This window comes from Cohaesibacter marisflavi, from assembly GCF_900115225.1.
GTDB classification, from domain to species: domain Bacteria; phylum Pseudomonadota; class Alphaproteobacteria; order Rhizobiales; family Cohaesibacteraceae; genus Cohaesibacter; species Cohaesibacter marisflavi.
This window is the reverse complement of record NZ_FOVR01000001.1, coordinates 728,496-748,927: the sequence shown is the minus strand read 5'-3', so window position 1 is coordinate 748,927 and position 20,432 is coordinate 728,496. Positions and strand designations below refer to the sequence as shown.

22 protein-coding genes and 1 pseudogene are annotated in these 20,432 nt (G+C 52.1%); 3 read left to right on the top strand and 20 right to left on the bottom strand.

Annotated features, from left to right (window positions below):
- Window positions 1-806: 806 nt before the first annotated feature.
- The 6 genes and pseudogenes from BM258_RS03440 to BM258_RS03415 all read right to left on the bottom strand — a co-directional run.
- Window positions 807-1,064: pseudogene (locus BM258_RS03440) on the bottom strand (MerR family transcriptional regulator); the annotation flags it as partial.
- Between the two features lie 152 nt (window positions 1,065-1,216).
- Complete coding sequence (locus tag BM258_RS03435) at window positions 1,217-1,528, bottom strand: integration host factor subunit alpha (protein WP_090068821.1); 312 nt, start codon at window positions 1,526-1,528, stop codon at window positions 1,217-1,219.
- A gap of 383 nt (window positions 1,529-1,911) precedes the next feature.
- The gene (locus BM258_RS03430; RefSeq protein WP_090068819.1) at window positions 1,912-2,889 is read right to left on the bottom strand and encodes a beta-ketoacyl-ACP synthase III; all 978 of its coding nucleotides are present in this window, start codon (window positions 2,887-2,889) and stop codon (window positions 1,912-1,914) included.
- The gene (gene plsX / locus BM258_RS03425; protein ID WP_090068817.1) at window positions 2,890-3,942 is read right to left on the bottom strand and encodes a phosphate acyltransferase PlsX; all 1,053 of its coding nucleotides are present in this window, start codon (window positions 3,940-3,942) and stop codon (window positions 2,890-2,892) included.
- 177 nt (window positions 3,943-4,119) lie between these two features.
- A complete protein-coding gene (locus tag BM258_RS03420) occupies window positions 4,120-4,716 on the bottom strand; it encodes a YceD family protein (RefSeq protein ID WP_090068815.1) in 597 nt (198 codons plus the stop codon).
- Between the two features lie 148 nt (window positions 4,717-4,864).
- On the bottom strand, window positions 4,865-5,272 hold the full coding sequence (locus BM258_RS03415; protein WP_244544582.1) for a ubiquinol-cytochrome C chaperone family protein: 408 nt from the start codon (window positions 5,270-5,272) through the stop codon (window positions 4,865-4,867).
- Between BM258_RS03415 and BM258_RS24705 the strand changes: the two genes are divergently transcribed.
- Window positions 5,174-5,524, top strand: a complete 351-nt coding sequence (locus BM258_RS24705; protein WP_244544583.1) for a hypothetical protein — start codon at window positions 5,174-5,176, stop codon at window positions 5,522-5,524. The two genes, BM258_RS03415 and BM258_RS24705, sit on opposite strands and share 99 nt — an antisense overlap.
- 274 nt (window positions 5,525-5,798) lie before the next feature.
- Entirely contained in the window at window positions 5,799-6,215 is a 417-nt protein-coding gene (locus BM258_RS03410) for an outer membrane protein assembly factor BamE (RefSeq protein ID WP_090068811.1), read from the top strand.
- 100 nt (window positions 6,216-6,315) lie between these two features.
- Here the strand turns inward: BM258_RS03410 and thiL are convergent, their stop codons facing one another.
- The 13 genes from thiL to BM258_RS03345 form a co-directional block, all read right to left on the bottom strand.
- A complete protein-coding gene (gene thiL / locus BM258_RS03405) occupies window positions 6,316-7,320 on the bottom strand; it encodes a thiamine-phosphate kinase (protein ID WP_090068809.1) in 1,005 nt (334 codons plus the stop codon).
- Between the two features lie 18 nt (window positions 7,321-7,338).
- Entirely contained in the window at window positions 7,339-7,827 is a 489-nt protein-coding gene (nusB, locus tag BM258_RS03400) for a transcription antitermination factor NusB (protein ID WP_090068807.1), read from the bottom strand.
- Complete coding sequence (ribH, locus tag BM258_RS03395; RefSeq protein ID WP_090069001.1) at window positions 7,824-8,282, bottom strand: 6,7-dimethyl-8-ribityllumazine synthase; 459 nt, start codon at window positions 8,280-8,282, stop codon at window positions 7,824-7,826. Before ribH ends, nusB begins: the two co-directional genes overlap by 4 nt.
- A 219-nt stretch (window positions 8,283-8,501) precedes the next feature.
- Window positions 8,502-9,848, bottom strand: a complete 1,347-nt coding sequence (locus BM258_RS03390) for an NAD(P)/FAD-dependent oxidoreductase (RefSeq protein WP_090068805.1) — start codon at window positions 9,846-9,848, stop codon at window positions 8,502-8,504.
- A gap of 76 nt (window positions 9,849-9,924) precedes the next feature.
- Window positions 9,925-10,536: a riboflavin synthase gene (locus BM258_RS03385; protein WP_090068803.1), complete on the bottom strand. Its 612-nt coding sequence runs from the start codon at window positions 10,534-10,536 to the stop codon at window positions 9,925-9,927.
- A gap of 5 nt (window positions 10,537-10,541) precedes the next feature.
- Window positions 10,542-11,654 carry a bifunctional diaminohydroxyphosphoribosylaminopyrimidine deaminase/5-amino-6-(5-phosphoribosylamino)uracil reductase RibD gene (gene ribD, locus BM258_RS03380; protein ID WP_175527893.1) on the bottom strand — a complete coding sequence of 371 codons (1,113 nt, stop codon included), beginning with the start codon at window positions 11,652-11,654 and terminating at the stop codon, window positions 10,542-10,544.
- 99 nt (window positions 11,655-11,753) lie between these two features.
- Window positions 11,754-12,233 carry a transcriptional regulator NrdR gene (gene nrdR, locus BM258_RS03375; RefSeq protein WP_090068799.1) on the bottom strand — a complete coding sequence of 160 codons (480 nt, stop codon included), beginning with the start codon at window positions 12,231-12,233 and terminating at the stop codon, window positions 11,754-11,756.
- A 74-nt stretch (window positions 12,234-12,307) separates the two neighbouring features.
- On the bottom strand, window positions 12,308-13,621 hold the full coding sequence (glyA, locus tag BM258_RS03370; protein WP_090068797.1) for a serine hydroxymethyltransferase: 1,314 nt from the start codon (window positions 13,619-13,621) through the stop codon (window positions 12,308-12,310).
- Window positions 13,622-13,890: 269 nt separating this feature from the next.
- The gene (locus BM258_RS03365; protein ID WP_090068796.1) at window positions 13,891-14,085 is read right to left on the bottom strand and encodes a DUF6898 family protein; all 195 of its coding nucleotides are present in this window, start codon (window positions 14,083-14,085) and stop codon (window positions 13,891-13,893) included.
- Window positions 14,086-14,091: 6 nt separating this feature from the next.
- On the bottom strand, window positions 14,092-15,378 hold the full coding sequence (locus BM258_RS03360; protein WP_244544571.1) for a L,D-transpeptidase family protein: 1,287 nt from the start codon (window positions 15,376-15,378) through the stop codon (window positions 14,092-14,094).
- A gap of 538 nt (window positions 15,379-15,916) precedes the next feature.
- Window positions 15,917-16,429: a transcriptional regulator LdtR gene (gene ldtR, locus BM258_RS03355; RefSeq protein ID WP_090068792.1), complete on the bottom strand. Its 513-nt coding sequence runs from the start codon at window positions 16,427-16,429 to the stop codon at window positions 15,917-15,919.
- 424 nt (window positions 16,430-16,853) lie between these two features.
- Complete coding sequence (locus BM258_RS03350; protein WP_090068790.1) at window positions 16,854-17,276, bottom strand: DUF6163 family protein; 423 nt, start codon at window positions 17,274-17,276, stop codon at window positions 16,854-16,856.
- A gap of 110 nt (window positions 17,277-17,386) precedes the next feature.
- Entirely contained in the window at window positions 17,387-18,418 is a 1,032-nt protein-coding gene (locus BM258_RS03345; protein ID WP_090068788.1) for an enoyl-CoA hydratase/isomerase family protein, read from the bottom strand.
- A gap of 317 nt (window positions 18,419-18,735) precedes the next feature.
- On the opposite strand from BM258_RS03345, the gene hemB reads away from it, so the two are divergent.
- Entirely contained in the window at window positions 18,736-19,755 is a 1,020-nt protein-coding gene (gene hemB / locus BM258_RS03340) for a porphobilinogen synthase (protein ID WP_090069000.1), read from the top strand.
- Window positions 19,756-19,789: 34 nt separating this feature from the next.
- Here the strand turns inward: hemB and BM258_RS03335 are convergent, their stop codons facing one another.
- Window positions 19,790-20,332 (bottom strand): GNAT family N-acetyltransferase, encoded by a 543-nt coding sequence (locus BM258_RS03335; protein WP_244544570.1) that lies wholly within the window; start codon window positions 20,330-20,332, stop codon window positions 19,790-19,792.
- Between the last annotated feature and the right edge of the window lie 100 nt (window positions 20,333-20,432).

The following is a 20,432-nucleotide window of genomic DNA, read 5'->3' as shown; positions in this document are numbered from 1 at the left end:
CCACCTTGCAAAAATTGAGGATCGCCAGAACGAAGATCTGGCGGCAAAGGCTGATTGTCTTCTTGAGCATTCACCCCAGGAGCCATGGCTGGCGCAACAGGCTGGCGACCGACGGTTCTGTCTTCTGGAGCCGCGACTGGTTGCATGTGTGGAATGTCCTGTCCGTGCGCTGAAGTCTGCCGTGGCGCGGAGCTTGGCATGGAGTGCGGCGCAACGCGGCCTTGGCCTTGACGGCCTTGCGCACCTTGAGGAGCGGGGTTGCTATAGGCAGCGGCTCCTGGTGCGGGTGCGGGGTCAGGGGTGACGCCCCTTTCGCTACGAGGCACCATTTTTGCCGCCTGCGGCATCTGAGATGGATGGGGCGCGGCCACACGGGGACCTGCTGCAGTATGCTCGCTTCCGGTAACATCAGAATTTACATCGCCCAAATTGTTCCTAGCCAACGCTTCTGGAGTTGCCTGATACCCTCCCGCCGTAGCCCGATCAATCGCCTGAGCCGATTGCTGAGGCTGCATGGCCTGAGCATGATCAATAGGATGAGCAATCGGCTGGGGTTTGCTAGAGGCTGCTGGTGGCTGATTTTGCAGTGGCACTTGAGTTGCAGGATGCGGCGGCTGATACATATCCTGCGCAGGATAGACATCCGGCTTTAGTACTTGCTGGGGCGCTTGTTGAGGCGCTTGCGTGGGCACCCGATTTTGCGGCTGAGCGGTAGGTTCCGGAGAGCCAGTTTCTGCAGGGTTTGCAGCTTGCTGTTCTGTGGTTGCTTGAGAAGTTTGAGCTTCTTCCGCGGCGGCGTCGACCGTGTCGATAACGTGGCGCACCCCCTGCTCTTTCAGGATCTTCTGCACGCCTTTAATGGTATAGCCCTCATCATAAAGCAGATGACGGATACCACGAAGCAGGTCAATGTCGTCGGGGCGATAATAGCGGCGACCACCACCGCGTTTCATAGGCTTTATCTGGGAAAAGCGCGTTTCCCAAAAACGCAAGACATGCTGAGGCAAATCGAGATCCTGAGCGACCTCGCTAATTGTTCTGAAAGCGTCAGCACTCTTCCGCAAGACATCCACCTGTCACACATTTCGCCTCGATATGCCGAAAAGCATAAAACAGCCGGGCCCGAGTGCATATAAGACTCGAGCCTGTTTCCATCAGCCATTTGCCGAGACGATTTTATCAGCTACACACCAGCTCGCACGAGAAAGCGATCTTTTTAAGATGCCTCAGGAGCCAAAGAGTCGTTGATTTTCTTTTTCAGAACGTTGGATGGTTTGAACACCATCACGCGCCGAGGAGAAATCGGAACTTCCTGTCCGGTTTTCGGATTACGACCGATGCGCTCGTTCTTATCTCTTACGAAAAAGGTTCCGAAAGAAGAAAGCTTGACCTGTTGTCCTTCAACAAGGCAATTGCTCATTTCATCCAGTACCATCTCGACAAGCTCTGCAGATTCCGTGCGCGACAGTCCTACCTTCTGATAGACCGCTTCGCACAAATCTGCGCGCGTTACCGTTTTGCCCCCCATGTCGCAAACCTCTCTCTGAAAAGATCTATATGACTCATACCGTTGAAGCAGGGTATTTCCGTAATTGACTTCCGTCAACTGTAAGACTGCGCATTAATTTTCTCATTTGCCGAATAAATCAAAACAATCATATGCGCGTTGAATGCCACTCATACAGAATCATAAGTCAAAGGCCCTTTGAAGCAACTTATTATCAAAGCTATCTACAAAAAAACGCCCCTAACATAGTCTAGTTGTTGGAAAAATCGCTAATAAGGTGTTGTCGCATAGTAAAGCGCTGACACTTTTAGCAAAAACAAGCAAAGCATTGTCAAAAATACGAACTCAGCGCAAAATCCGCCCAATTGGTGAATGTTGCGCCGATCCGTTGAAACAAAAGCAGACTACCAGCGCAGCAGGACAGAGCCCCAGGTAAAGCCTCCGCCCATTGCTTCGAGCAAGATCACATCCCCCTTTTTGAGGCGGCCATCCTTGGCTGCGGTATCAAGCGCCAGAGGAATGGAGGCAGCTGACGTATTGCCATGAAGATTAACTGTCATCACGACCTTTTCCGGCGCGATATTCAGTTTACGGGCACTGGCATCAATAATACGCTTGTTTGCCTGATGAGGCACGAACCAGTCCAGATCATCAGCGGTCATACCGGTTGCCTTGAACGCATCAGTGATGACGTCCGTGATCATGCCAACCGCATGTTTGAAGACTTCCTTGCCTTCCATGCGCAAGTGACCGGTGGTCTGAGTGGTCGATGGTCCACCATCAACAAAGAGCTTTTCCTTGTGACGACCATCAGAGCGCAGATGGCTGGTCAGAATGCCGCGATCAGAAATTTCGCCTTCCCCTTCTTCGGCTTTGAGAATGACGGCGCCAGCGCCGTCACCAAAGAGCACGCAGGTCGTGCGATCTTCAAAGTCGAGAATGCGAGAGAAAGTTTCGGCACCGATCACCAGAGCCGTTTTGGCTTTGCCACAGCGCAGATACATGTCGGCGGTCGATAGTGCAAAGACGAAACCCGAACACACGGCCTGCAGATCAAAAGCGGCACCATGATGGATCTCCAGCATATTCTGGATCGCAACCGATGTTGCCGGGAAAGTATTATCCGGAGTGGCCGTTGCACAGATGATCAAGTCAATTTCTTGCGCATCGATACCGGCGCTCTTGATCGCTTCTATAGCGGCCTTGTAGCCCAGCTCAGAGGTAAACTCCCCCTCTTCAGCGATGTGGCGCTGTTCAATGCCTGTCCTTTGCCGAATCCATTCGTCAGACGTATCAACGAACTTGGCCAGATCTTCATTGGTTACGATTTTCTTGGGCAGATAGGATCCGGATCCTACGATAACAGACCTTGTGACGCTCACTTATGCGTTCTCCTCGTCAGGCACTACTCGGTTCTTGTGATAAACAGACAGATCCTGTTCGATTTTTTCGGTCAAACCATTTTTGACCATGTCATAGCCAAGGCTGATGGCTGAGGCGAAGCCTTCACCATCCGTCCCCCCGTGGCTCTTGATGACAATGCCATTGAGGCCGAGAAATACGCCGCCGTTGACTTTGCGCGGGTCCATTTTCTCACGCAAGCGCTGAAAAGCGGAGCGGGCAAACAGATAGCCGATCTTGGCCATCAGAGTACGGCTCATGGCGGAATGCAAATATTCAGCCAGCTGCTTGGCAGTGCCTTCTGCAGTTTTCAGGGCAATATTGCCAGCAAAGCCCTCGGTCACCACCACATCCACTGCGCCGGTACCAAGGTCGTTGCCTTCAACAAAGCCTTTATATTTGAATTGCGGGAATTCGAAATCGCGCAGCATGCGGCCAGCTTCCTTGACTTCATCAAGGCCTTTGACATCTTCTTCGCCGATATTGAGCAAACCGATGGTTGGCTGTTCGATACCGAACAAAGCGCGGGCCATGGCGCCACCCAAAAGGGCAAAATCCACCAGCTGCTGAGCATCGGCGCCAATCGTGGCCCCCACATCCAGAACGACGCTTTCGCCGCGCAATGTGGGCCAGATGGCCGCAATGGCCGGCCGCTCGATATCGGCCATGGTGCGCAGACAGAATTTGGACATTGCCATCAGAGCACCGGTGTTGCCGGCAGAAATGCAAACCTGAGACTGGTTATCCCGCGCGGCCTCGATTGACCGCCACATGCTGGATTTGCCACGTCCGCGGCGCAAAGCCTGACTGGGGCGTTCGTCCATCTGAATAACGACTTCACAATGATGCAGCGTGCTTGCTTGCTTTACGCGAGGATAATCATCCAGCAAACTTTCCATAATTTCCTGATCACCATAAAGATGATAGCGCACGTCAGGATGACGTACCAATGCAAGGTCTGCACCTTCAAGGATGACAGCAGGACCATTGTCCCCGCCCATGACATCCAGCGAAATGTTAATGACTTCAGACATTACAGATATCTCTATCCCGCCTTCTTCTTCATCCAGTCTGTTAATTTGTAACCGGATTTGGTCCAGCCCAATAAGCGACTACAGAGTTTGGCTCGACTATTATTGTTGTTGGGACAATATCCAAATTCTGCCAAGAAACAACCGCATTATTTGGAAATCGCCCTCATCAAGCCCGCTCTACTCGTCTTTTGGCTTAGGTTCTTTGAGAACAGCCAGAGCAGCGAAGGGGTTTTCAGATCCATCAAAGGCGGCTTTGTCCTCTATATGCCCGGAAAATTCGACACCGGGCGCACGAGGATAGTCGTCAAGACTCAGAGCAAAAAACTCCTCGGCATATTCGCCGACGTCGATTTCCTCACCTTCGAACTCTTCTGGCGGGTCTTCCCCTTCCGGATCAATCACCATTTCGCTCATTGTGGCATTTTCAATCGCGCGTTTGGCAAATTCCGAGCCTTTGGGCACCAGCGTGATTCTGAAAGGTTCGTCGATCTGCTCCACGACAGGCGCCAGCGTCACGACACAGGACTGCTCCACCTCTCCGCGCACGTGCCCTTCGATCTGCACTCCGCGCTTTTTCCATGGCGAAACCTTTGCTTCAATAGAAAAGGCATTGACGGCCAGAATACCGAGACGGGTGCGCAATTCATTGAGGGCTTCTGCGTCGGCGGATCCCTTGACCATTTCGCCAAGGCTTTTCAACCGAGCGACATTTATTGGCAGGGAGATCACTGGGGCGCGCGGGGCCAGTACAGGATCAGTAGATTTTTTCGACATAATGGCGTTTTCTTCTTTGTGCTCGAACGCGCGATCATGCGTTCGATTGAATGTGCAGTGAGCGATCGCCAAAAACGTGGGTCGAGTGGCCAGTATTTGCGACACGCTTCGTCCAGCTCCGAAACAAAGCCCTTTGCAAACTGACTGGTCAGTGCGCTTGAAATGGCCCGATTTCGGGAAAATTCAGCTCACCTTTACTGAAATCTTCCATAGACTGCAATTTTAATTTTTCATCGCAGGCAAGGATATAACGGGCCAATCCGGCAGCTTCTGGGCAAGGCTTGCTTTCTTCACCGTATATGTTGCGTGAGAGAGCAATTGCGAGGGCTTCCACTCCTTGGTCTCGTGCCTTGTCATAGGCTTCAGCATGCCCATAGAAAGACTGGGCCATCTTCTTGATCTTCTTGGGCACGGAAAGGTCGCCCACCCCCTGCTCCCTCAGGGAATCATCCATATCTTGGAAGAAACGCCCAAAAACGGCCTGAGACAGCTCCCTATTCTCCGCTGTTTCGCTTTTCATGCGATAGAAAAACACATAAGCGTGCAAAACAATCATTTCAAACCGGCCTGTGACGGAATCCTCGACAGCATAGCTAAGATAGAATTCTGGCTGCCTCGCCGCCGCCACGATTTGCCGATAAAGATCATCGGCGATTTCTTCTCTCTTTTGGGCTTTGCTTTTGAACAGGTTGAAGATCATCGGGTCATTTCCGTTGGCGGTTTTGCGATTGGCGAGATGAAGCATTCTATAAGGGAAGACAAGTTATCCGGCCAAAAGAGCGGACAGACTGTTTGCACAATGCTTTAAATCACTCTTGAGCATTTCACAATGATTGCATTTTTTGTGTAAACGAGATACCGACTAAAGGAAATATGGTTGAAAAGGCAGAGATACTTTCGTGTGATTTGAAATGTATCTCGACTTGGTTCTTTTGGTACCGCGCGGGTGATTACGCCTGCAGCAGTGTGTGGACCATCAATTACGAGGAGTAGCACCTTCAATGCGCAATGATCGCCCAGTTTCGAATGGCCACAATACTCATCTGGTTAAAACCCTGCTTTCTCCGGCAAGAGCAGCAGGAATGGCTGCTTGCCTCTGCACGGTCCTGCTATCAGGCTGCTTTACCGAAACGACGTCCATTCACGGATTTGTTCCCACCGAATACACTCTGGATCAGATTGCCGAAGGCGCCAGCCGTGAGCAGGTTCTGCTGACCTTGGGCACCCCTTCCACGACGGCTGATTTCGGCGGTGAGGTATTCTACTATATTTCCCAAACGCGCAAGCAGCCGGTTGCCTTCATGCGTTCGCGCCCTGTCGACCAGACTGTGGTTGCCGTTTATTTCGACGACGAACAGCGCGTTGCGCGCACGGCTCGCTATGGTCTGAAAGATGGCAAGTTGTTCGACTTCTCCCGTCAGGTCACGCCAACAGGTGGCAAGGATACCCAGTTCCTCAGCCGTCTTGTTGAAGGCATTGGCGCTGGTATCGGCGAATAGGAAAGCATTTTACGCAAAATAGGTTCCAAAGGGTCTGGCCTCACAAGGTCAGGCCTTTTCTTTTGCCTTGTTGCGGTTTGGGTTCCTTAAGGTGGATACCTTAAAAATGCTCGTAAGAAGCACCTTTGGAGAGAGCCATTTCATGTCCACTCTCATCGAGCAGACACACGCCCTTCCCTTCTGCAACCCTGCCAATTCTGGTGACAGGCACATCCAGTGCAGAGGCCGCCGCCCGGATGGCCTCTCGATCTTTACGACGTGCGCAAAAGAGAAGTTCGTAATCATCGCCCCCCGTCAGAGCCACATCTCTGGAAGCCGAGGTTACATCCAGCATCGCTTTGGCAGACAGAGAGAGTGGCACGGCTGCATCGTCCAGATGCAACGCGCAATCGGCCGCGGACGCCATTTTCGCAGCGTCTCCCATCAAGCCATCGGAGATATCCATAGATGCCGTGGCGAACTGGCGTATCAGGGCGAGACCTTGCAAGCGTGGTTGAGGCAGTAGGAAGCGGTTGATGAGAACAGCTTTGTCCTCTTCACCGATTTCAGGATAGTCCTCAGGCTCGCGGCGCAGCAACAACCCCAGAGCGCTATCCCCTATGGTGCCGGTGACATAGACATCCTCGTCAGGCTTGGCATTGCGGCGCAAGATGGTGCGCCCCTTGGGCACTTCGCCAAAAGCGGTGATGGAAAGGGTCAGCCGTTCAGGGCTCTTGACCGTATCCCCGCCAATCAGCGGAAAATCAAAGGCCTGCTGGTCTTCACCAAGCCCTTTACAAAAGCGGGAAAGCCAGTCTTCCGTCCAGTCTGAAGGCAAACCAAGTCCCAGCAGGTATCCGACAGGTTTGGCCCCTTTCGAAGCCAGGTCGGAAAGATTGACACGCAATGCCTTTTTGGCAATCAGCTCTGGTGCGTCATCGGCAAAAAAATGCACATTTGCGACCAGCATGTCCTTTGTAAGAACAAGCTGCTGATCGGACGCCAGATTGAGAAAAGCGGCATCATCACTGAGACCAAAAGACATATCCGGGTGACACAAGGGCGCAAAATACTGTTTGATCAGCGCGCTCTCACCAAGGCGCACCTGTCCTTCGGCATTGGCCATTGATCACTCCCGGAATGCTTACTGGGTCTTTGCCCTGACTTCATCCTTGCGGATATTGCGCGCCAGAGCATCAAGCACACCGTTGACCATGCGCGGCTCATCCCCTTCAAAGAAGGCTTTGGCCACGTCGATATATTCTGACAGGATCACCGGTGCAGGAACATCCTTGCGGAACATGACCTCATAAAGACCACAGCGCAGGATCGCGCGCATGGTTTGATCGATGCGCGCCAAGGGCCAGCCCTTTTGCAAGGCGCTGTTGATGAGTGGATCCAGTGTTCTCTGTTCGCGCACAACACCACTCACGATATCCCTGAAATAGGCATAGTCCGCTGGCAGATAGAGTTCTTCATCGACTTCTTTACCAAGACGGTAAAGCTCGAACTCCTGCAAAACTTCGGTCAAAGGTGTCCCACCGACATCCATCTGGTAGAGGGCCTGAACGGCCCCCAGCCTGGCAGAGCCACGCTTGTTTGCGGTACGGACAGATTTTTCCTGTTCACTCATTCTTCTATTCCGAATTTCTCGCGTAGCTCAATCATGGTCAATGCAGCACGAGCTGCAGCACCACCTTTATCTTTTTCTTCAACACGCGCACGCGCCCAAGCCTGCTGGCCATTTTCGACGGTCTGGATGCCGTTACCGACGGCCACGCAGCCCTCAACAGCCAACCCCATGATAGCGCGAGCGCTCTCATTGGCGACGATATCGTAATGGGTCGTTTCACCTCGGATCACGACGCCAAGAGCAACATACCCGTCATAATCGGAATAGCCATCTTCAACAGCGGCCATCGCCATTGACAAAGCGGCAGGAATTTCCAGCACGCCGGGAACTGCAACGCGCTCGTAAGTCGCACCAGCTTCCTCTAGAGCCTCGACAGCTCCGCGGACCAGTTCATCGGCAAGATCTTCGTAAAACCGGGCCTCGATGATTAGAATATTGGGGGTTTCCTTAGTCATGATTTCCATCCGAAGTCTTGGGGCATGGGGCGGCATAAGCCGAAGGGTTGCCTGTCAAACCATGTCCGCTCGCAGTTGTCCAGCATTTTGTGCAGAATTCACCGGCCAACATCGGACCAGACGCATCATACGTCAAGCCTATATCGTATTGACCTCGAATTTTTTTCGATAATTGCTGAAAAGGCAGAAATCCAACAGACAGACATTGCGGGTCCAGCGCTAAAGCGCTGGTCCAAGAAGCATTGGCGAGCCATCAGTGAATCGCTCAAATCTGAAGCGCGAGATGTCGTGGGTCGGCTTGTTGCCCAGCACCAGATCCTTGACGACCATCGCCGCCCCCGGCCCGAAACCGAACCCGTGGCCGCTAAAGCCTGTCGCAATCACAAGGCCGGGCAGTTTCTCGATCGTGTCGATCAACGGAACGACATCCGGCAGGGCATCCACCATGCCTGCCCAGGCATCTATGATCTGGGGTGATCCGACACCCGGAAAGCGGTTCTCAAAGGCATAGACGGCCCTCTGAACATATTTCATGTTAGGTTGAGGCTCCAGCACACGACATCTCTCAAACGGTGTCTGCTGGTCTGCTGACCAAGACCGCTTGGTGGTCCATGCATCGGGGAAACCTTTGGGCGCCCAGGGAGTGAGGAATGTATGGTCCCAACTTTCCTTCAGAAGCGGAATATATTTAAAGAAATTCCTGAAGGCGTCCGGCCCAACGAAGAAATCATTGCCATCACATACAGCTAGCGTATAACCGCCATCCTTGCGGCGGCGCAGAGCAAAATCTTCATCGGCACTGTTATGCTCAGTGAAGTTGGGCATCGGCGCCGTTTGCATGGCCGTGAGACTCACCGACAGCTGCGGAAAACTTATCCCGTGATTGCGCGCAAACAGCAAAGACCATGCGCCAGCAGCCAGCACGACATGATCGCATTTTACAAGACCCTGCTCGGTATGCAATCCGGTCACGCGCCCCGCTTCAATCTCAAGCGAACGCGCGGCGCAATTCTCGATGATGGTTACGCCTTCCTGATGGGCCAATTTGGCGATAGCCGGTATGGCTTCCCATGGCTCAGCGCGGGCGTCATCAAGCGTAGACGTACCGCCAACCCATTGGTTATTGGATACACCGCCAAAGATATTGGAAACCTCTTTGCTGCCGAGACGCACGGAATTTACCCCATACTTCTCGGCAATGGACATCCAGTCTTCCAGACCCTTCAACTCCTCCTGACTGGAGGCGAGATAATTGATCGGAGTGGTGACGAAACCGGTTGCGCCATCTACCTCGGCATCGGCTTCTTTCCAGAGCCGCAAGGCCTCTATTGCGATGGGAACCTCGGCCTCATCGCGCTCATGCTGACGAATCCAGCCCCAGTTACGGGACGACTGCTCGCCCGATACTCGCCCCTTTTCGAGCACGCAAACTTTCTTGCCAGCACGCGCCAGATATAGAGCCGCAAAGATACCCACGACACCTGCCCCGATGATGGCGACATCAACAGCTTCAGGTAGCGGATCAGAAAAAAGAATTGGCGTGGTGATGCTGATTTTCTCGACCATGATTGTTTCCTTTATGTGGCGAGAAGGGAGCCCAGACAGGCTCCCCAATTAGACTCAGCAATCTAATATCAGAATTCTAGGATGGCGTATATTCATTCAGTCGTGCGACATAACGAGCCATCATATCCACCTCAAGATTGATCTTGTCGCCCACTGTTTTCTCTTTCCATGCTGTGTTGGAAAGCGTGTGGGGAATAAGGAAGATTGTGAAGTCATCCCCTTCCACATCATTGACCGTCAGAGAGGTACCATCAAGGCAAACAGACCCTTTAGGCGGAATAAAGCGAGCCAATTGACCTGGTGCCCTGAGCTTAAAGAAAACGCTGTCTGGATGCTCTTGCCGTTCTACCACTTCAGCCACACCATCAACATGACCGAGCACAAGATGACCGCCCAGTTCATCTCCCATTTTAAGGGACCGCTCCAGATTGATTGCAGACCCTTCTGACCAGCTGGACGCATTGGTCAGATCAAGGGTTTCACGGGCCGACTCGACCGAAAAATAGTTGCGCGCTTCGTCCAGAGAACCAGCTTCAACAACAGTATGGCATACACCGTTGCAAGCGATGGAAGCACCCAGAGCGATTGTCTCGGGGTCAAAATGAGTCGCAATCTTCACCCGCTGCCCCGCAGGAATAGTCTCCTGCTTCATTACTTCGCCAACGTCCGTGATAATGCCGGTAAACATAGCTGCTAATCTCCGTATAAAGCGTCCAAACTTTGAGGGCGAACAAACCTCTTCAGCTTATCCTGCCCCATATTGCAATTCTCTTCCAGAATGAAACCGGCCGATGACAAAGCTTTTTCCGGCAAACCATGCAGCGCTTCAAGGCCATTCAGGCCGATCAACTCAGAGCCTTGGTAGAGGAAAAATTCATCGACGAACCCGGATTTGAGCATTTCATCTGCGAGTTTTGCGCCGCATTCAGCAAAAACTGTATTGATGCCCCGCTCCGCTATGGCTTCAAGGGCCATCTTCAGATCAACATGACCCTCTGGCGTGGCATCGACGCGGAGAATGACGCAGCCTCGGGCCTCTAGCACCTTTGCTTTATCACTGGGCATTTGCCCGGTCGTCACGATCCAGACGGGCGTCTCTTTAGCCGATTGCACAAGAATCGTTTCAACGGGCAAACGCCCCTTGCTATCCAGAACGACGCGCACGGGGGATCGCTTCTCCAACCCCGGTAAGCGCACCGTTAAAGCGGGATTGTCAATCAGCACGGTATCGCAACCAACCAATATTGCATCAGCCCGCGCGCGCAAAGCGTAGGTACGGGATTTGGCCTGCGGCCCGGTAACAGGATAGTTCCCCTGCCCCTTGATGCCGATCATGCCATCACGAGAAAAAGCCATCTTGGCCTGCAGCCATGGCCTATTGCGGACGGTGCGAGAGAGAAAACCGGTCAGGTCGCGATGCGCCCGATCCTGCATGAGCCCAACATCGACAGCGATTCCGGCATTGCGTAGTTTCTCAAAGCCACGGCCAGCCACACGCCTATCCGGATCGGGATGTGCACAGACAACGCGTGCAATACCGGCTTCAATCAAGGCATCAGCGCATGGGCTGGATTTTCCGGTGTGAGAGCATGGCTCCAGAGTGACATAGGCCGTGGCCTCCCTTGCGCGTTCTCCTGCCTCGGCCAAAGCCACACGCTCCGCATGAGGACGCCCGCCTTCTTGCGTCCATCCGCGCCCGACAATTTCCATGCGCCCAGAATTATTGCGGGCAATCACGCACCCAACGGCCGGATTTTCGGCAGTCGCTCCGGCACAGCGGCGCCCAAGACGCAAAGCCAGATCCATCAGTTGTTCATCAGAGAATGTGTGCAAGAGAGTGTGCATACAATGCCGATCGGTTTGAGGTGGCACAAACGATCCAGACCGCGTCATCCCGTTATTCTGCTACTCGGAGAGATCATCATCCTCGGGGCGAGCGGACGACATTTCGGTCAGCATATCAGAAAAGTCTTTTGCTTCACGGAAATTCTTATAGACGGAAGCAAAGCGAATATAAGCGATTTCATCCAGTCCCTTAAGGCCTACCATCACCAGATTGCCGATATGTTCTGCCGGGACTTCTGCATCGCCCGCGCTTTCAAGCTGCCGCACGATGCCAGAGACCATACGCTCGACCTTTTCGTCTTCTACCGGACGTTTACGAAGGGAAACCTGAACAGAGCGCATCAGCTTGTCACGATCAAAGGGCACTTTACGCCCCGTGCGTTTGATAACAGACAGTTCACGAAGCTGGATACGCTCGAAGGTAGTGAAGCGTCCGCCGCAGCCTGCGCAAAAGCGTCGACGGCGGATCGCCGTATTGTCTTCTGTAGGACGAGAATCCTTGACCTGGGTATCTTCATAACCGCAATAGGGACATTTCATATCTCGACCTCACAATTCATTTATGGGATCACGGCGGGCAGCCAATGGCTTACCAGACTGCCCTGCCGATATGATCAAAGGTCAGGGTAGATCGGGAAGCGATCGGTCAGGGCGATGACCTTTTCCTTCACAGCCGATTCTACGGCGCTATTGCCTTCTTCCCCATTCGCAACGAGACCGTCAAGCACTTCGATAATCAATTTACCGATTTCCTTGAACTCCTCGGTGCCGAAACCACGGGACGTACCAGCTGGTGTACCAAGACGGATACCGGAGGTAATTGCCGGTTTTTCCGGATCGAACGGCACGCCATTCTTGTTACAGGTGATATAGGCACGACCAAGAGCGGCTTCAACAATTTTACCGGTCAGGCCCTTCGGACGCAGGTCGACGAGCAGAAGATGGTTATCCGTACCACCAGCGGCCAGTTCAACACCACCTTCATAGAGGGTATCGGCAAGAGCTTGCGCATTGTCTTTGACAGCCTTTGCATAGACCTTGAAGTCATCGGTGAGCGCTTCACCAAAGGCAACGGCCTTGGCAGCAATAACATGCATCAAAGGACCACCCTGCAGACCCGGGAAGACAGCCGAATTGACCTTCTTGGCGATGTCGGCATCGTTGGTCAGGATCAAGCCACCGCGCGGTCCGCGCAGGGTTTTATGGGTCGTGGAAGTCACGATATCGGCATGCGGGAATGGATTCTCATGCAAGCCAGCAGCGACGAGACCTGCGAAGTGGGCCATGTCCACCATAAGATATGCGCCAACGGAATCAGCGATTTCACGGAATTTCTTGAAGTCGAATTCACGGCTATAGGCAGACCCACCGGCGATGATCAGTTTTGGCTGATGCTCTTTTGCCAGTTCTTCGATCTGGTCAAAGTCAATGCGGCCGTCCTGCTTGCGTACGCCATACTGGATGGAATTAAACCACTTGCCAGACTGGTTCGGCTTAGCACCGTGGGTCAGGTGACCACCGGCATCAAGGCTCATACCCAGGATGGTGTCGCCCGGTTTGATGAGCGCCATGAAGGCAGCCTGGTTGGCCTGCGAGCCGGAATTGGGCTGTACGTTGGCGAACTCGCAACCAAACAGTTTGGTTACACGTTCGATCGCAAGGTTTTCAGCCACGTCAACATGCTGGCAACCACCATAGTAACGACGACCCGAATAACCTTCTGCATATTTGTTTGTCATGACAGAGCCCTGCGCCTGCAGGACTGCTTTGGACACGATATTCTCAGAAGCGATCAGTTCGATCTCGTGTTTTTGACGACCAAGCTCGCTGTTAATCGCAGCGGCAACTGCCGGGTCGGAATTTTCGAGATCGCGGGTGAAGAATTCTGGGAAAATCGCTCCCGAATTGGCACCTTCGTTTGCTGACATGGAACAATACCCCTTCGCGTTTGTTGGGCGATCATAGATCAGAACTAGAGGCAATTGGCTATCACAAATGCCCCTTTGAGTCTGCCTTTAATATTTGACTGAAGGCCACAACATTGTGCGCATTTCGGCAACACCATGTACACCAAATTGCGCCACCATTGTCTTTGTTTCGAGGATTTAGCACACTCCACAGCCAAACCCAAGATGGATTTGCAGCTCTTACATGTAGATCATGAAAGGAATTGTGGGCACAAGGGGCAGAACGCCCCTCACCCATTGCCCAACTGCTCGAGCCTGCGCTTCAATTTGCGGACTGCAAGGTTCTGCAAATCCTGTTTTGATACGCTGGTAGGACCGAAAACACTCACCTCGACACCTGTCGTGGCATCGACAGCCACGGCCTTCACCTGCTGTCCTATAACCGTAAATTCAATATAGATTTCACCGGGTTTAGGCTGGCTCATGAAGATTTATCCCTGAACAGGTGTGCTGGCCGGCGCCATGGCACTCAGACCGTCGCGATCATAAATGTCCTCACGGAAATGAACCATACCTTCACTGGTTGCCCAAGCCGTAATGTAGGTCATGTAAATCGGAACCTTACCGCGGACCGATACATCTTCACGCTCGCCTGAACGGATCACCTCATCAATGGCGAAACGATCCCAGCCCGGGGTGTCTTCAAGAACCCAGACAACAAATTCACGCACATTCTGAACACGCACGCAGCCCGAAGAATGGAACCGGTAGCTGTTGCCAAACAGGGTTTTGGATGGCGTGTCATGCAGGTAAACCGCATATTTATTGTGGAAGTTGATCTTGATGGAACCCATCGAGTTTTTGGCGCCCGGTTCTTGACGGAACTGGTAGTTCAGCGCTTCGTCAGTCGTCCAGTCGACCTGTGAGGCATCCAGCTCAACATTGTTCTTCAGGTCGCGAATATGGATCTTGTTGTCCCGCAAATAGTTGGGGTCCTTGAGCATTTTCGGGATCAAGTCCTTACGAATGATGCTTGCAGGAACATGCCAATAGGGGTTGAAGTTGATTTCATGAATCGTGCTTTTGAGAACCGGTGTCTGACGATCAATCTTGCCAACAACAGCTGTATGGCGGGAATGCACCTGGCCTTCTTCAACAGTTTCGATCTCGGCAGCAGGAATATTGACCATAACATAGCGCTTGCCAAGGAAGCCAGACATTGAGCGCACCCGCACAAGGTTTGTCTCCAACTGACGCAAACGCACCTGCACCGGCACATTCATGGCTGCGAAGGTTTCCTTGCCGATGACACCATCGGGATGAATGCCATGACGCGACTGGAAGCGGCGCACGGCAGCATCAACATAGGAATCGAACACATCGTTGACACCGATATTCTGTATCAGGTCACCGGACATACCCAGACGTTCACGCAGGATAACCACTGCGGGCGATTTATGGCCGAGGCGCAGCACCTGATCATCAGGAACAATCGGCCAACCACCACGCTGCACGATGCCGTAATAAATCTGCATCGCATTTTCAATATTGGATACGGTTGATGGCGAAAGGGTTGGCTCTGCGGTACGGACAGCAGCAACCGTCTGGCCCGGTGTATCAAAACGGTCACCCCATTCGACCGGGCTCTGATTGAGCACTTCATCGATAGGGTTTACCGCTTGTGCAAAAGCCGGGGTTGAAAGGGCTGTCGCAAAACCCGCCACCATTTGAGACCCGGAAGTCAGGAATGTACGGCGATTTATCTTTTGCTTAGTCACGATTTCACTATATCCCGGTTTTGAATTTGTCATGGTCACTTTCGCCATTCTTTTCGCAGAATCCACCTGTGCCAACAGGTTGTATCACATATTCAATTATATCGGCGCCCGAATAAGTTGGGCCGCTCAGAATCACATCAAACAGGAATATTTTCCCAATTGCGATCAGTCTAGAACCCTGACTCGCATGTTTGAAGACCCTAAAGAGCTTTGCTGAACACTTATTACCGCATTCTTAATGAATACTTTTCGGCAACCTGAAAGCAATTGGCAACAGAATGTGGCAAATTCTGGATGTAATGATCACGTTTTTGAAAACTGTTGCAGGAATACCAGACCGGACAAACCAAAAAACCTCGCAAGGACAAGCCTTGCGAGGGAAACTGATACTGGTCAGATTATGAACATCATTGAAACGAGCAGGATATGTCGCTTGCGCTCGCTTTGGCCATCGTTTCAGAAGGAACAGTGCACTCAAGGCTCACTGCAATCGCCCTCTTCTGCCGTTTCTTGCGGGACAGCATGTCAGGGCAATCCGTTAAAGACGATACAGGATTTGGTCGGTCCAGAAGCGTTCCAGACGCTGTAGGGATTTGTTCAGAAGAGCAAAGTCCTCTGTAGCAATTCCACCGACCTGCTCGATCGTCGCGATGTGACGTTCATAGAGCTCGCTCACGATCTGACGCACTTCCAGGCCCTTATCCGATAGGGAGATACGAACAGAACGGCGGTCAACGCGGGAGCGTTCGTGATTGACATATCCCATATCAACCAATTTTTTCAGGTTGTAGGAGACGTTTGACCCTTGATAGTAGCCGCGAGAGCGCAGCTCACCGGCAGTCACTTCAGAATCGCCGATATTGAACAAAAGCAAAGCTTGCACGCTGTTAACATCGGTTCTGCCGCGACGTTCGAATTCATCCTTGATAACATCCAGGAGTCTGCGGTGCAGGCGTTCTACGAGCCTGAGTGCGTCCATGTAGAGTGGTTTAAGCTCTACGTCGCCCTCAGCTTCACTAACTGTTTCCACTGCGCGTTGTGACGTAATCATGTGTTTGAGCCTCGTTTTTGTTTTAACTTGAGCGACGGTTTGTCCGCCTTTGAACTCACAGTAGCCGTCGCTAAATAAAATCTGCTTAAGCAACAGCCTTAACAAAGCCCTAATCGCGCTAATTCTACATAATTTGCGTCGAGTTCTGCATCCGTGGTAAATAACAGGTTATCAATTTTATTAAACACTCTGGTTCTTGGGTATATTTACTTCACAAAAGCCGCTTGTATCTCTTTAAAACATCGGAATACGCCATTTCTTCATCATCTATTTACAAATGCACTAACAAAACCTTTCCCAAATGGTTCACATCCTAGCAAGTTATTCCCAACAAACCGCAGCTCTAAAGAAAAAACGTAAGCACGCCCCGCTGGTCGGATAATTTACCCGGCCTTCCAAAAATGAATGGATGATGGAAATGGATTCAGATTTCCTGCTGCCTTGAAGATCGGTAGACAAGCCAGGCACAACAGATTGATAACGCAATCAACCCCAAAGTATGCGCAATGGTAATGAGGCCGGAATATAAGGTAAAGTCCTCAACCAGCAAGATGGCCAGTGCCTGGGTTACTGCGCTCAGAACCCACATGACAACACCCCAGAATGCCAACTGCCATACACCAACAGACGCGATGAGGAAGGAGCAGGCCAGAATGACCCGACCGACAGGAGCGAGCCAAATTCCGCGCTGAAGTCCGCTCTCTCCGAACACACCAAGAATATCAACCCAATAGAATAAGCCACTCAACATCAGGGCGATGCTCCCGACACGCGCCAGAACAATCAGCCAATAAGGCAAATTCTCACCCCAGTATTTCGGGGAAACATCGGTCAATCTGAGCGTCATGGCAGTTTCTATTCAGTCTTTGCATACGCGGAAGCAGGATCGCATCCGCATGAGTAGTGTCCCTCTGACGCCCATAAATATGCAACGCCAGTGAGTCAGATCATAGGTTCTTATGAGCCATTGAACAATTCGCGATCCGGATCAAGAGGCAAGAAATAGGACAGCACCTTTTCCTCTGAAACATCATCAAAAGAAGCAGGCTCCCACTTGGGCGCCCCATCCTTATCGACAATCGTGGCCCTCACTCCCTCATAAAAGTCATTATCATTGAGAATACGCTCAAGGATTCGATATTCCATGGCCATGCAGTCTTCAAAACTCAACGTCGCTCCGCGGCGCATTTGTTCAAAGGCAACATACACCGACATTGGAGAACGGGAGAGCATCAAATCAAGCGTCTCTTTTGCAAAAGGGTGCGGATTGGCATTCAGATTCGCAATAATTTCCGAAACCGAGCTTCCAGAAAACGCATTTTCAATCACGCTCAGCTTCCCTTCCTCAAGCCCCTCTCCTTTTGCCTCTCCTGCATATTGGGCCAAGCAGGTTTCCGGATCGGCACCATTGGAAATTTCTTCCAGAATGGATGCAAATTGATCCAGTTTGATAGCGTGGGTCACCAGCCCAAATTTCAAACAGTCTGCCTGCCCCAACCGCGCACCAGTCATGCCGCAATAAAGGCCCACATTACGGGGCATGCGCGGAAGGAAATACGCTCCGCCGACATCGGGGAAAAAGCCGATTCCCGTTTCGGGCATGGCAAAGAGGGTCTTGCTACCCGCTGCAATATAGCGCCCATGGAAGGATAGACCTACCCCTCCCCCCATGACTATGCCATCAACCAGTGAAATATAGGGCTTTGGATAGCGGAACATCGCGCAATTCATCAGATATTCAACGCGGAAGAAATCGTAAGGCGGGTTTGCGCGATTATTATAGACGAAACGGATATCAGCCCCGGCGGAAAAAGCGCGCTCACTGGCAGATGTGAGAATGACGGCCTTGACGGCATCATCACTTTCCCAATGTTTGAGCTGGTTTGAAAGCGCGTTGATCATGTCTATGGTCAGGGCATTGAGCGCTTTTGTCCTGTTGAGGGTAACAAGTCCTACGCATCCACGTTTCTCAAATAAAATGTCATCCATGATCTTGCCCTGCGCACTGAGCGCTCATCTTCATTGTTTGATCCAAATTTTGCTGACTTTTCAATATAGCGTCCGCCTGACGCGATCAAGTAAGACAATGAAGCGACCGGGATGATGCTCCAGCATGGACCATGGTTTCAACAGGCCGGCCATCATTACCAATTGGTCAGTTTTGTTCTGCTTGCAAGTTGATTAGCATTGGGAACGACTTTCCCAAGACAGCCTTCAGTTTGCAGCGCCTTGACTGAAAGGGAGCGCAACGGGCTGGCCAAGTTTCAAGGACCTATAATGCAATGACAAACTCTTCCAAATCCACCATGGACACGCCACTTTCTGCCATGACCGATGTCGGCAGCATCACAGGGGGACGTCGGATGCGCAGGAATCGTCGTAGCGATTGGTCCCGTCGTCTGATCCGCGAAAATGCCCTGACCATCAATGACCTGATCTGGCCAATCTTTGTGATGGATGGCGACAATGAAGCCCAACCGATTGGTGCCATGCCCGGCGTGGACCGCTTGAGCATCGATAACGCTGTGCGAGCTGCCGAAAAAGCTGCCACACTTGGTATTCCCGTCATCGCCCTCTTCCCCTATACCAATCCGGATTTGCGCGATGATGAGGGCAGCGAAGCCCTTAATGAGAACAATCTCATCTGCCGCGCCCTCCGAGCCATCAAAAAGGAAGTGCCCGAAGTAGGGCTGATGACGGATGTGGCGCTAGACCCTTACACAAGCCATGGCCACGATGGTTTGCTGCGTGATGGCATCATCCTCAATGACGAAACCGTGGAGCAACTGACGCGTCAGGCTCTCGTGCAGGCAGAAGCTGGCTCGGACATCATCGGTCCATCAGACATGATGGATGGCCGCATCGGGGCCATTCGCGCCGTGCTCGACAATCAGGGTTACACCGACACACAGATCATGGCCTATACGGCCAAATATGCGTCAGCCTTCTACGGTCCGTTCCGTGAAGCAGTCGGTGCCAATTCGACCCTTAAAGGCGACAAACAAACCTATCAGATGGACCCTTCCAACACGGATGAAGCCCTCATGGAAGCCCAGCTGGATATCAATGAAGGCGCAGACATGCTGATGGTCAAACCCGGCATGCCTTATCTGGACGTTCTTCGTCGATTGAAAGACGAATTCGCCATGCCAACCTTTGCCTATCAGGTTTCAGGCGAATATGCGATGCTCTGCGCGGCTGGCCAGAATGGCTGGCTTGATCAGGAACGCGTCATGTGGGAAAGCTTGCTGGCATTCAAGCGCGCTGGTGCAGACGGCATTCTGACCTATTTTGCACCAACGATTGCCGAAACCCTCAAACGCTAAGTTCCAGCTTGACCATTTTCTTGTGAGACCGGCCTTACAGGTCGGTCTGCTCAAGGATCTTGTACATATAGGTCGTAGAATCCAGACGATCACAATCTGCAGCTCTGGCAAAATTGGGGATGCGTCCAGCGATCTTGTAATCAAGAAGAATATAGAGCGGCTCAGCCTGATCACCCGAGCGGGTATCAAGCGTGATGAGGCTCTTGCCCAAGGCTCTTGCCTCTTCCTCGAGATTTTCCATCAAAGTCGTGGCAATGCCCCGCTTGCGATAGTCGGGATGCACCAACAGTTTGGCCACCTCACATCGATGGGTCTGGTTGGGCGGGAGGTTCGTCTGCAGTTGGACGGTTCCGACAAGGCGGTCATCAGCCCGCGCAACCAACAAGACGGTTTCGCCCTTTTCCACCTTGGGGAAGACATCTTTAAGCCAAAAGCTGCGTGCATCTTCTTTGCTAAACGGATGAATGAAGCTGACACTGGCACCATTTTGAACGCACCCGTGCAGGATAGAGGCCAGATCATCAAGGGTTTCATTAAGCTTTTCAGCCTTCAATGTCTGATAGACAATTTCTGACACTCGACCATTCCTTCACTATTCTCATTCATTTTAGGCCTCCGGCAAAATAAAAGCAGACCTTGTTTTGAGCAGTCTTCTGCCGCTTTCAGCTTTCGTATGA

Bases quoted from the DNA above. Each gene is read 5' to 3' on its own strand.
- BM258_RS03420 (WP_090068815.1), bottom strand. From the start codon at position 4,716: ATGTCGAAAAAATCTACTGATCCTGTACTGGCCCCGCGCGCCCCAGTG.
- nusB (WP_090068807.1), bottom strand. From the start codon at position 7,827: ATGAGTGAACAGGAAAAATCTGTCCGTACCGCAAACAAGCGTGGCTCT.
- hemB (WP_090069000.1), top strand. From the start codon at position 18,736: ATGGACACGCCACTTTCTGCCATGACCGATGTCGGCAGCATCACAGGG.
- ribH (WP_090069001.1), bottom strand. From the start codon at position 8,282: ATGACTAAGGAAACCCCCAATATTCTAATCATCGAGGCCCGGTTTTAC.
- nrdR (WP_090068799.1), bottom strand. From the start codon at position 12,233: ATGAAATGTCCCTATTGCGGTTATGAAGATACCCAGGTCAAGGATTCT.
- BM258_RS03385 (WP_090068803.1), bottom strand. From the start codon at position 10,536: ATGTTTACCGGCATTATCACGGACGTTGGCGAAGTAATGAAGCAGGAG.
- BM258_RS03415 (WP_244544582.1), bottom strand. From the start codon at position 5,272: ATGATTGTTTTGCACGCTTATGTGTTTTTCTATCGCATGAAAAGCGAA.
- ribD (WP_175527893.1), bottom strand. From the start codon at position 11,654: ATGGATCTGGCTTTGCGTCTTGGGCGCCGCTGTGCCGGAGCGACTGCC.
- BM258_RS03410 (WP_090068811.1), top strand. From the start codon at position 5,799: ATGGCTGCTTGCCTCTGCACGGTCCTGCTATCAGGCTGCTTTACCGAA.
- BM258_RS03390 (WP_090068805.1), bottom strand. From the start codon at position 9,848: ATGGTCGAGAAAATCAGCATCACCACGCCAATTCTTTTTTCTGATCCG.
- BM258_RS03350 (WP_090068790.1), bottom strand. From the start codon at position 17,276: ATGACGCTCAGATTGACCGATGTTTCCCCGAAATACTGGGGTGAGAAT.
- BM258_RS03365 (WP_090068796.1), bottom strand. From the start codon at position 14,085: ATGAGCCAGCCTAAACCCGGTGAAATCTATATTGAATTTACGGTTATA.
- BM258_RS03345 (WP_090068788.1), bottom strand. From the start codon at position 18,418: ATGGATGACATTTTATTTGAGAAACGTGGATGCGTAGGACTTGTTACC.
- thiL (WP_090068809.1), bottom strand. From the start codon at position 7,320: ATGGCCAATGCCGAAGGACAGGTGCGCCTTGGTGAGAGCGCGCTGATC.
- ldtR (WP_090068792.1), bottom strand. From the start codon at position 16,429: ATGATTACGTCACAACGCGCAGTGGAAACAGTTAGTGAAGCTGAGGGC.
- BM258_RS03435 (WP_090068821.1), bottom strand. From the start codon at position 1,528: ATGGGGGGCAAAACGGTAACGCGCGCAGATTTGTGCGAAGCGGTCTAT.
- glyA (WP_090068797.1), bottom strand. From the start codon at position 13,621: ATGTCAGCAAACGAAGGTGCCAATTCGGGAGCGATTTTCCCAGAATTC.
- plsX (WP_090068817.1), bottom strand. From the start codon at position 3,942: ATGTCTGAAGTCATTAACATTTCGCTGGATGTCATGGGCGGGGACAAT.